Below are 10,637 nucleotides of genomic sequence, written 5' to 3'. Positions count from 1 at the left end.
GCGCGGGCGCGAGGCGCAGAGGGCCCCGCCGACCATCTGGTGGGGACCGCGGCGACCCCCGTTTGATCCGGCTGGATCTGCCGCCGCGGTCACCGTGAGCTGGTTCGCACCACCTCCCGGTTGGCTGTCAGGAGCACGGCCAGCAGCAGCACGAACGCCACCGGCCAGGCTCGCTGGGCGACGGTCCAGCCGGCCGCCGCCGGAACCGTCCACGGCGAGCTCCGATCGCTCAGGAACAGCGAGCCGACCAGCACCACCCCTTGCGTCACCGGGCCGGTCAGCGCGGCCACCGCGGTATCCCGATACCGCGCCCCGAGCGCCGCGAACGCCACCGGCAGCAGCCCGCAGACCGTCGCCTGCAGGACCACGAACCCGTCCGGCCAGACCATCTCCGGGCGGACCAGCCCACGCACAACGAGATAAAGGCCCGCCCACAGCACCACGGCCGGAAGTAGCGGCAAGGCGATCCGCAACCACTGCCGCCGCCAGCGCGGCGCCGGAGTGATCACTGTGGACGCCATCAGGTCCGGCAGCGCGAACCCGGCCGCCGCGCCGAGAGCCGCGGCCGCGATCCGCAGCCCGAACAGCACCGAAGTCGGCGCCGGATCGTCGCGCAGCAGGGTCGGTAGTTGCGCGACCGCGGCGAGCAGGACGGCCGCCGCGAACGGTGACCACGGGACGGCTCGGGCCAGATGGGGGAGCAGCAATCGGGTCATCGGCAGACCCCGGCATCCTCGCTCGGTGGGGCGGAATCGGGCTCGACGATCGGCGCTGCCGGGATCGGCGGCGGGGTGGTCGTCACGCCGAGACCGGCCAGCGCAGTGCCGGCCGGATCGAGCACCTGCGGCCAGTGCGCCTGCAGATATGCGGTGACCTCGGCGGTCGGCACGGCCAGCAAAGTCGCCACGGCCTGCAGGTCTGCGGGCCCCTGCCGGACGTGGGGGAGTCGCAACTCGCCGCGGGCGACACGAGCCGGCCCGTCCGGCTGGGTCAGGGCGAGCAGCCACAACCCCACAACCGTGCGATGCTGGCCCGCGCCGTCACAGCTCTGCCACGACATGGGGTCACGTTTGGCCAGACCGACCGCGGCGGCCGACCAGGCCCGAGCCATCTCGAGCCGCGAGTTCTCCGCCCAGCGCCCGAACCGGCCCCAGGATGTCGACGTGACGATCTCCGGCTGGCCGGGCGTAATCGGCTCGAAGTCGTCCGAGCCCCCGATCTGCCGAACCGCCGGTTTCGCCGCGGCGACCGGGAGCAGCGCCGCGACGGGTTCGACAGCCGCCCGCCACTGACGGGCCCAGTTTGCGAACTCGGGCAGTGCGCAGTACCGAACCTCGAGATATGTCCGGCAGTCCAGCACGGCAACGCCGGTGAGTGCCTCGGTCTGGTCCGGGTAGATGACCTCGCTGAGGTCCTCCGCGTCCTGCCGCTGCACCGCGAATCCGGCAACCAGCAGGGCCACGACCAACACCATCACCGACGACGTCGCCCCGAATCGCCAGGCTGTCCCGGACCACGACCGCCATCCCGTCCCAGGGTGCCAGGAGATCAACGCGACGACCCCGACCAAGAGGGCGCACAGGTAGATCAGGTGCCAGCCGGTGGGCCGGTCCGCGCCGACCTCCCAGGGCTGCTCCGGCACTGGCCAGATCTGGTCGGCGGGCCCGCCCGGTCCGGTCGAGAGGGCGAGCAGCAGGAAGAGGACAACGACGAGCGCCACGACGGTAAGCGGCCCAGCCGCCGCGCTCGGCAGCGCCCGGCCGACCAGAACGCCGATGGCAGCGCCGATCGGCGGCAGGACCACCACGACCAGACCGGCCCAGGGATCGAAGTGCCCCACCGGCCAGGCCGGAAGCAGGATCGCCAGCTCCAGGGCGTAGACGACCGCTCCGGCCAGCGCAGCGATCGGCACCGCCACCAGCAGCCCGACTCCCCGCCGAGCCGCGGTGGCCGGCATGCTCCTGGTGCTCTCGTCCGCCCTGGCCCGCCGGTCCCGTCCCGCGGCGAGATGTCCGGCCAGAAGCAGCGCGGCACCCAGCACCAGCGCGCTCATCCCGGCGTTCTGCTGGAAGGAATCCCAGGTCGGCATCCTGGTCCAGGACCAGGCGACGCCCAGTCCGACGGCGAGCACCACACCACCCCAGACGAACGGGCTGCGCAGGAAGTGCCGCGCCTCCACCCGAGCCAAGGCGGCCACCGCCACCCGGCCGGATGGCACGGCCCGGAGAAGCGGCTCATCGATCGTCACGGTCATCGGATCACCCCGGGAGCCGTCGTCGCTCCGGCCGCATCGGGTGCGGCCGTGCCGGCCGTCGTCACCGCGCCTGTCGCCGCTCCGGCCGTCGGCGCCACGCCTGTCGCCGCCCCGGCCGTCGGCGCCACGCCTGTCGCCGCCCCGGCCGTCGTCGCTTCCGAGTCCAGGAGCAGCAGATATCCGTCCTCGATGGAGGGTCTAGCCGCCTCACCGCCTGCCGGCCGCGCACCGAGGGTTCGGTACAGTCCGTCGGCATTTCGCCAATACGCCGCATTTCCCTGCGGCGGCTCCGCCGAGAGCCACACCTGTCCCTCGGCCACGCCGGCCAGCTCCCGCGGGCTGCCGTCGAAGATCACCCGGCCGCCCCGCATCACCACCACCCGCTCGCACAGCGCGCCGACATCCTCGGTCTGGTGGGTGGAGAGCAGCACCGTCCGATGCTCACCGATCCGGGAGACCAGTGCCCGGAACAGCATCCGCTGCTCGGGGTCGAGCCCCACCGTCGGCTCGTCCAGGATCACCAGCTCGGGCTCGCCGAGCAGCGCCTGTGCCAGGCCGAGCCGCTGCCGCATGCCGCCGGAGAGCTTGCGCACCTTGGTCTTCGCCCGGTCGGTCAGCTCGACCTCCTCGAGCACCCGCCGCACTTCGGCCCGGCGCGCACCGGTGTCGGTGATCTCCTTCAGCACCGCGACGTAGTCCAGCAGGTCGTACGCCGTGAAGTTCGGATACAGCCCCGGGTTCTGCGGGAGGTAGCCGATCCGGCGGCGCACCTCGACCCGCTCGTGTTGCACCGCGGGGTCGAACCCGTGCACCCGCAGCGAGCCGGTGTCCGGCGCGAGCGCGGTGGCAAGGCAGCGCAGCAGCGTGCTCTTGCCGGCCCCGTTCGGCCCTAGCAGTCCGGTCACCCCGGTGCCGATCTCCAGGTCGACGGCGTCGAGGGCGGTCGTGGCTCCGTAGCGCTTGCCAAGTCTGCGGATGCTGACGGTGGTCATCGGCTCTCTCCCGGGTCGAACCGGCGGCGACGCCGGATCAGGACGATGGCGGCCAGCGCCGCGGCCAGCGAATAGCTGAGCTGGGCGGCGGGGCCGAAGACGAGTGGCACGGCGGGCTCGTGCCGGAACCCGGTCACGCCGAGCACCCCGGCGAGCCAGAGCCCGCCGAGCGTGCCGGCCGCGAGCGGCAGCGGGACGGAGGTGGCCAGTGCCAGCGTCCCGGTGCAGAGCAGCAGGGCGGGCAGCAGCCAGGCCGCCGCATACCACCCGGCGGCGGGCAGCAGCAGCGCGGCGAACCCGGCCGTCGCCACGGCGGCGCCGATGACCGCGGTGGCCCGCCAGAGCACCAGTGCCGGTCCGGCCGCCGGCGCGGTCCCGGTGATCTCGTACATCGGGTCGGCGGGCGGACCATAGGCCCCGGAGACCGCGACGACCGGCAGGATCGGCGCGACGACCAGGAAGAGCAGACCGGCCCGATCGGTGCCGTCCCGGCTGAACACGGCGGCGAGCACCGCGAGGCCGAGGACCGCCGCGGTCGCGAGCAGCCATGACCAGCGCAGCGCCGGGGTGGCGGTGAGCAGCCGGACCCGGTGCTCGGGCAGGCCGAGCCGGGTCAGCAGCCGCTGCGCCGGGCCGACCCGGGGTGCGTGGACGGCGTCGTAGACGATCGCCCAGTTGCCGGTCGTCCAGGCCACGTCGACGTGCACCCGGAAGCGGCAGTGCGGACAGGCCAGCATGTGCGCCTCCACCGCCATCACCCGGCCGGTGTCGAGGTCACCGCGGTCGTATCGATCGAGCAGGTCCTGGTCGAGATGCCAGTCGGTCATGTCAGCAGCTCCCTCAACCGCGCACGGGCGCGCATCAGCCGGGTCTTCGCGGTGCCCTCCGGAATGCCGAGGAGCGCGGCCGCCTCGCGGACGGTCAGCCCGTCGAGCGCGGTCGCCTCGATCAGGCTGCGCAGCTCGGGGGAGAGGCGGTTGAGCGCCGGGCCCAGGGCGCCGTGCTCGACGCCGAGCAGCACCAGCTCCTCGGCGGACGGGGTGACCAGGACGTCGTCCGGCGACTCCTCGGCGGGACCACTCAGCCAGCGGTGGGCCGGGCCGCGCAGGGCGGAGACCAGGCGGCGGATCGCGATGGTCCAGATCCAGGCCGCGGCGTCCGAGCCGGTCGCGGTGTATCGCCGGGCGTCGCGCCAGACGGCGACGAAGGTGTCCTGGATCGCGGCGTCGACCACGTCGGGGTCGGCGCAGCGCCGGCGCAGGCGGGCCCGGAGCCACGGCGCGTGCCGGTGATGCAGCAGCCGCAGCGCGGCGGTCTGCCCGGCCGCGACGGCGCGCAGCAGCTCGGCGTCGCTGCTCTGCTCACCGACCGGGTCCACCGGAGGGTGTGGTTTCCTTCGCACTTCTGGACTATCGCCGACGGTGCCGGATTCGGTTCATCGAAAAAACGGCGCGACCCGATGGGCCGCGCCGTTCTTCCACAACCGCCGGTCAGTGCAGCCCGCCGGGCTCCGTTCCGGTGGCGATCGGTGCCCGGACCAGGTTGCCCCACTCGGTCCAGGAGCCGTCGTAGTTGCGGACCTGCGGGTAGCCCAGCAGGTGGTGCAGCACGAACCAGGTGTGACTGGACCGCTCACCGATCCGGCAGTACGCGACGATGTCGTCGGCCGGCTCGAGGCCCAGCTCGTCCCGATAGATCTTGATCAGGTCGTCGTGCGCCTTGAAGGTGCCGTCGTCGTTCGCCGCGGACTTCCACGGCTTGCTGACCGCGCCCGGGATGTGCCCGCCGCGCAGCGCGCCCTCCTGCGGGTACGCCGCCATGTGCGTCAGCTCGCCGGAGTACTCCTGCGGCGAGCGTACGTCGACGAGCGGACGCCCGCTGGCGATGTGACCCATCACCTGGTCGCGGAACGCCCGGATCTCCGCGTCGTTGCGGACCGGCACCTGGTATTCCGCCGGGGCGCGGCTGGTCTTGTCCCGGGTCACCGCGCGTCCCTCGGCCACCCACTTCTGCCGGCCGCCGTCGAGCAACCGCACGTCGCGGTGCCCGAAGAGACTGAAGACCCAGAGTGCGTACGCCGCCCACCAGTTGAAGTTGTCGCCGTAGAACACGATCGTGTCGTCGCGGCCGATGCCCTTCGCCTCGCACAGCGCGGCGAACGCGGCCGGATCCAGATAATCCCGGGTGACCTGGTCGTTCAGCTCGAGATGCCAGTCGACCTTGACCGCGCCGGGAATGTGGCCGGTGTCGTAGAGCAGCACGTCCTCGTCCGACTCGACGACCACCAGGCCGGGGGTGTCCAGATTCGCGGCGAGCCACTCGGTGGTGACCAGTTTGTCGGGGTGCGCATACGCCTGCAGCGCCTGCGCCGGATCGTTCGGAACGGACATGGTTGTCACGCTAGCCGTTTCTAGTCCTTGATCGGTGCCAGTGCCGGTCGCTTCGGCGTGACCAGGTCACCGGCCGAGCGTCCGCGCAGGTGCCGCCCCACCCACGGGGCGAGGTGCTCGCGGGCCCAGCGCAGATCCGCGCTGAGGGCCAGCCGCCACGGTGTCGGCTGCGGCGTCGGCGGTACGAGCATCCACTCCTCCTCGACACCGACCCCGAGCGCGTTCAGCACGTGCCCGGCGACCCGCCGGTGCCCGGACTCGGAGAGGTGCAGCCGGTCGTCACTCCACAGGCTGCGGTGCAGGTACGCGTGGTCGGCGAAGAGGTCGATCAGGTGCGCACCGTGCCGTTCGGCGATCTCCCGCGTCCCGTCGTTGAGCGCCGCCGCCCGCCCGCCGATCATCCGTTGCCCGCCCGGGACGTGCACCGCGATGTCGGCGAACCGGAACATGATCACGTCGGCGCCGGTCGCCCGGATCCGGCCGATCGCCACGTCGATCTTGTCGAGCAGGCTCTGCGGATCCACCCGTGGCCGCAGGATGTCGTTGCCGCCGGCCGCGAAACTGACCAGATCAGGCCGCATCGCGAGGGTCGGCTCGAGTTGCTCGGCGAGCACTTGGTCCAGCAGCCGGCCGCGGATCGCCAGGTTGGCATACCCGAAGTCGGGACCGGAATCGATCGCGAGGCGGGTGGCGACCAGGTCGGCCCAGCCTCGATACGAACCATCCGGATATTCGTCGCACATGCCCTCGGTGAAACTGTCACCCATTGCCACGAAGCTGCGCCAGGCCATCGATAGCCCCCTAACGTCTGTTCAGCTTTGGTTGCCGGATCAGTTTTCCACCGGACAGCTAAAAGCGGGACGTGACGCTGGCGACACTTAGATAAGCAGGTGATTTATTCCTACACCGTACCTAAGCTCGATGTCCATGTTGCTGCGGATGTCCACCCTGCTCCTCAAGACCCTGCGTGAGGAGCCGGCGGACGCGGAGGTGCCGAGTCATCGGCTCCTGGTGCGCGCCGGCTTCGTCCGCCGCGCTGCCCCGGGCGGCTACACCTGGCTGCCGCTCGGCAAGCTCGTGCTCGACCGGGTCACCGAGGTGGTCCGGGACGAGATGGCCGCCGCCGGTGGCCAGGAGGTCTCGTTCCCCGCCCTGCTGCCGCGCGAGCCGTTTGACACGAGTGGCCGCTGGACCGAATACGGCGATCTGCTTCTCACCCTGCAGGACCGGCGCGGCGCGGACTATCTGCTGGCGCCCACCCACGAGGAGATGTTCACCCTCCTCGTCCAGGACATGACCAGTTCGTACCGGGATCTGCCGCTCTTGCTCTTCCAGGTGCAGACCAAGTTCCGCGACGAGGCACGGCCGCGGGGCGGCCTGCTCCGCGGCCGCGAGTTCCTGATGAAGGACGCCTACTCCTTCGACCTGGACGACGCCGGGCTGACTTCGGCGTACGACCGGATGCGCACCGCCTACCAGCAGATCTTCCGGCGCCTCGGGGTGGAGCACACCATCGTCGCGGCGGTCTCCGGCGCGATGGGCGGGTCGGCCTCCGAGGAGTTCCTGGCGCCCGCCGAGGTCGGCGAGGACACCTTCGTCGGCTGCACCGCCTGCGACTACGCCGCGAACACCGAGGCCGTGGTGACCCCCGCGCCGCCCGCCCGGCCGGTCACCGCGCCCGCGGCGGCCGTGCACGACACCCCGGGCACCCCGACCATCGCCACGCTTGTCGAGCTGGCCAACGAGCGCCGGCTCGGCGGCCGCGACGACTGGGCCGCATCGGACACGCTGAAGAACGTCGTGGTGGTCGTGCACCACCCCGGTCGTACCGATGAGATCGTCGCGATCGGCGTGCCCGGCGACCGCGAGGTCGACCTCAAGCGGCTGGACGCCGCGCTCGCCCCGGCCACGGCCACCCTGTTCGACGATTTCGCGGTCCGCCCCGACCTGGTCAAGGGCTACCTCGGCCCGCAGGGCCTGCCGATCCGCTACCTGGCCGATCCCCGGGTGGCGCCCGGCACCGCCTGGCTGACCGGCGCCAACCAGGCCGGTCGGCACGCCACCGACGTGGTGGCCGGGCGCGACTTCGTGCCGGACGGCGCCATCGAGGCGGCCGAGGTCCGGGCCGGCGACACCTGCCCGGCCTGTGGCGGTGGCACGCTGACCATTCGACGGGGCATCGAAATCGGACACATCTTCCAGCTGGGCCGCCGCTACACGGACGCGTTCCGGGTGGACGTGCTCGGCGCCGACGGCAAACCGGTCCGTCCGACGATGGGCAGCTACGGCATCGGCCTGACCCGGGCCGTCGCGGTGATCGCCGAGCAACACCACGACGAACGCGGGCTGATCTGGCCGGACGCGGTCGCGCCGGCCGACGTGCACATCGTGGCGGCCGGCCGGGACGGTCAGATCGAGGCCGCGCTGTCGCTGGGCGCGACACTGGTCCGGGCCGGGGTCCGGGTCCTGGTCGACGACCGGCCGAACGTCTCGGCCGGGGTCAAATTCACCGACTCCGAGTTGATCGGCATCCCGCGGTCCGTCGTGGTCGGCCGCCGCTTGATGGAGGGGTACGCCGAACTGCGCAACCGGCGCACCGGCGACCGGCAGGAGCTGCCCCTTGTGGACATACCCGGGGTAATCATGGGAAGACTGGGGTAAGCGGACGTTCAACGGGGTGGAGGCACGAACATGGCCAGACTGGTGGCTGACGCGATGACCCGGCGGGTGGTCTACCTGCCGGAGGACACCTGTCTCGACGAGGCCGCACAGGCCATGCGCGATCAGGGCATCGGCGACGTGGTGGTGACGCACGGCCCGACCATGGCCGGCATCGTCACCGACCGGGACATCGTGGTTCGGGCGATCGCCGAGGGCCTGCCCCCGGCGACCACGACACTCGGCGCGATCGCCTCCCGCGAACTCATCATGATCGAGCAGAGCGCCCGGGTGGAGGAGGCGGTCCAGGCCATGCGCAGCCGGTCGGTCCGCCGCCTCCTGGTGTGCGACGCCGACCGCAAGGTGGTCGGCCTGATCAGCCTGAGTGACGTGGCCCTCCTGCCGGCCTCGACCTCCGCCTGACCGTGGGCCGGGCCGCAGCCGGGCCACCGGGCGGCGGCCCGGCTGCCCCGTTCTGCCTGCGGCTGCGCGCCCGGCGCGGGCTAAGTTGGTCTTCGTGACTGAGATGCCGCCGAAGCTCGCCGAGATCGTCGAGGATTTCGCCTCCGCGCCCCGTGAGGTGGTCCTGGAGATGCTGCTGGAATTCTCCGACGCCGTGCCGCCGCTGCCCGCCGCACTGGCCGGGCACGACGGCATGGAGCAGGTCCCGGAGTGCCAGACCCAGTTCTTCCTCAAAGCCGAGGTGCAGCCGGACGCCACCGTGCAGACGTGGTTCGACTGCCCGCCGGAGGCGCCGACCACCCGGGCCTTCGCCGGCATCCTGGCCGAGGGCCTGGCCGGGTCGTCGGCCACCGAGATCCTGGCCGTGCCGGACGACCTCTACGCCCGGATGGGGCTGGCGCAGGCGATCAGCCCGCTGCGTATCCGGGGCGGGACGGCGATCCTGGGCCGGCTCAAGCGCCAGATCGCCGAGCAGATCGCCTGACCCCCGAACTCGCCTGCTCCCCGAACTTTCTGCACCGGAACGGAGAAGTGTGGATATCCAGGTCTGGTCCGACGTCGTCTGCCCGTGGTGCTATCTCGGGCGGCGGAGGCTCGAGAGCGCGCTGGCCGCGTTCGGCGAGGACGTGACGGTCACCTATCGCGCCTTCCAGTTGGACCCGTCGCCGGTGCCGCAGCCGATGCCGCTCAAGCAGGTGATGGCCGAGCAGTTCGGCGGCGACGAGCGGGCCGAGCAGATGTTCGCCCAGGCGGCCGACATCGGCGCCAGGGAGGGCCTGATCCTGGACTTCGACCGGGCGCTCGCGGCCAACACGTTCGCGGCGCACCGGCTGATCGCCTGGGCCGCCGGGCAGGAGCGCCAGGCCGACATGCTCGACGCGCTGCAGCGGGCACACTTCGCCGACGGCATAGACGTCGGATCCCGTGCGGCCCTGGCCGGCGTGGCCGGCTCGATCGGGCTGGACGCCGCGGCGGCATTCGCCTACCTGGAGTCCGAGGCCGGCACCGGCGCCGTCGAGGCCGACCTGACCGAGGCGGGGGAGCTGGGCGTCACCAGCGTCCCCTACTTCCTCGTCGACGGGAAGTTCGTCATCCAGGGCGCCCAGGACTCATCGACGCTGCTCGCCGCGTTCGAGGAGATCACCCGCCGGGAAGCCGTCGAGGCCGGTCGATAACGTTTCACGTGAAACGACATTTACCACCATCGTTGTCTGACCCTTCGATGGGCTAGCCGACCTCTTTCGCCAGGCCCTCGATCACCTGCGCGCCCGGCAGGGCACCCAGGGCCGGCCCGGGCACGGCGATCTTGCTGTGCCGGACGCCGGACCCGATGATCACGTGCGGCGCGGCGATCACCCGGGAGTCCACCAGAATCGGCCAGTCCGCGGGTAGTCCGATCGGGGTGATCCCGCCGAACTCCATCCCGGTCAGCGACACCGCCTCGTCCATCGGCGCGAAGCTGCACTTGCGGACGTCAAGGAGCCGCCGGACCATCCCGTTCACGTCGGCCCGGGTGGTGGCCAAAACGATGCACGCGGCGTATTTCGTCACCTCGCCCCGGCGGCCCGCCACGATCACGCAGTTGGCGGACTCGGCCAGGGTCACCCCATACGCCTCGCAGAACGCCGCGGTGTCGGCCAGGGTCGGATCGATCGGCGCCACCAGCACCTGATCGACGTCGACCGGCGCGTCCGCCGGCCACACGGCGAGCGCTTTCGCCACCGGCACGGCGAGCAGGTCAGATCGGGACTGGGCGGATTCGGTCTGCAGGCTTCCCATCACGCCCGCCATCATGACCCCAAACCCGCCCCGCAACCACAAGACACGACCCGACCGACGCCGGCACGAAGCGCTGCGTGGGGACTTTCGGTGCGGAGCGCG

12 protein-coding genes are annotated in these 10,637 nt (G+C 71.8%); 4 read left to right on the top strand and 8 right to left on the bottom strand.

The annotated features are described in order from the left end of the window. Positions 1–89 precede the first annotated feature (89 nt). The 7 genes from Apa02nite_RS13610 to Apa02nite_RS13580 form a co-directional block, all read right to left on the bottom strand. Entirely contained in the window at positions 90–716 is a 627-nt protein-coding gene (locus Apa02nite_RS13610) for a hypothetical protein (protein WP_203825323.1), read from the bottom strand. Continuing rightward, positions 713–2,254 (bottom strand): hypothetical protein, encoded by a 1,542-nt coding sequence (locus Apa02nite_RS13605; RefSeq protein ID WP_203825322.1) that lies wholly within the window; start codon positions 2,252–2,254, stop codon positions 713–715. Before Apa02nite_RS13605 ends, Apa02nite_RS13610 begins: the two co-directional genes overlap by 4 nt. Then, the gene (locus Apa02nite_RS13600; RefSeq protein ID WP_203825321.1) at positions 2,251–3,246 is read right to left on the bottom strand and encodes an ABC transporter ATP-binding protein; all 996 of its coding nucleotides are present in this window, start codon (positions 3,244–3,246) and stop codon (positions 2,251–2,253) included. Before Apa02nite_RS13600 ends, Apa02nite_RS13605 begins: the two co-directional genes overlap by 4 nt. Continuing rightward, positions 3,243–4,073 (bottom strand): zf-HC2 domain-containing protein, encoded by an 831-nt coding sequence (locus tag Apa02nite_RS13595; RefSeq protein WP_203825320.1) that lies wholly within the window; start codon positions 4,071–4,073, stop codon positions 3,243–3,245. Before Apa02nite_RS13595 ends, Apa02nite_RS13600 begins: the two co-directional genes overlap by 4 nt. Then, positions 4,070–4,648 (bottom strand): RNA polymerase sigma factor, encoded by a 579-nt coding sequence (locus tag Apa02nite_RS13590; protein WP_239164301.1) that lies wholly within the window; start codon positions 4,646–4,648, stop codon positions 4,070–4,072. The genes Apa02nite_RS13595 and Apa02nite_RS13590 overlap by 4 nt, the downstream gene beginning before the upstream one ends. 88 nt (positions 4,649–4,736) lie before the next feature. After that, positions 4,737–5,636, bottom strand: a complete 900-nt coding sequence (locus Apa02nite_RS13585) for a sulfurtransferase (protein ID WP_203825319.1) — start codon at positions 5,634–5,636, stop codon at positions 4,737–4,739. Between the two features lie 20 nt (positions 5,637–5,656). Next, on the bottom strand, positions 5,657–6,427 hold the full coding sequence (locus tag Apa02nite_RS13580; protein WP_203825318.1) for an SGNH/GDSL hydrolase family protein: 771 nt from the start codon (positions 6,425–6,427) through the stop codon (positions 5,657–5,659). A gap of 136 nt (positions 6,428–6,563) precedes the next feature. On the opposite strand from Apa02nite_RS13580, the gene Apa02nite_RS13575 reads away from it, so the two are divergent. The 4 genes from Apa02nite_RS13575 (at position 6,564) to Apa02nite_RS13560 (ending at position 9,931) form a co-directional block, all read left to right on the top strand. Then, complete coding sequence (locus Apa02nite_RS13575) at positions 6,564–8,297, top strand: proline--tRNA ligase (RefSeq protein WP_203825402.1); 1,734 nt, start codon at positions 6,564–6,566, stop codon at positions 8,295–8,297. A 30-nt stretch (positions 8,298–8,327) separates the two neighbouring features. Next, positions 8,328–8,717 (top strand): CBS domain-containing protein, encoded by a 390-nt coding sequence (locus Apa02nite_RS13570; protein WP_067701964.1) that lies wholly within the window; start codon positions 8,328–8,330, stop codon positions 8,715–8,717. A 94-nt stretch (positions 8,718–8,811) separates the two neighbouring features. Further along, positions 8,812–9,240 carry a SufE family protein gene (locus Apa02nite_RS13565; RefSeq protein WP_067702178.1) on the top strand — a complete coding sequence of 143 codons (429 nt, stop codon included), beginning with the start codon at positions 8,812–8,814 and terminating at the stop codon, positions 9,238–9,240. Positions 9,241–9,289: 49 nt separating this feature from the next. Continuing rightward, positions 9,290–9,931 carry a DsbA family oxidoreductase gene (locus Apa02nite_RS13560; RefSeq protein ID WP_203825317.1) on the top strand — a complete coding sequence of 214 codons (642 nt, stop codon included), beginning with the start codon at positions 9,290–9,292 and terminating at the stop codon, positions 9,929–9,931. A gap of 52 nt (positions 9,932–9,983) precedes the next feature. Here the strand turns inward: Apa02nite_RS13560 and Apa02nite_RS13555 are convergent, their stop codons facing one another. Further along, complete coding sequence (locus tag Apa02nite_RS13555; RefSeq protein ID WP_203825401.1) at positions 9,984–10,535, bottom strand: YbaK/EbsC family protein; 552 nt, start codon at positions 10,533–10,535, stop codon at positions 9,984–9,986. Positions 10,536–10,637: the final 102 nt, after the last annotated feature.

Source organism: Actinoplanes palleronii, assembly GCF_016862315.1.
Classification (GTDB): Bacteria; Actinomycetota; Actinomycetes; order Mycobacteriales; family Micromonosporaceae; genus Actinoplanes; species Actinoplanes palleronii.
This window is presented reverse-complemented; position numbering and strand designations above follow the sequence as displayed.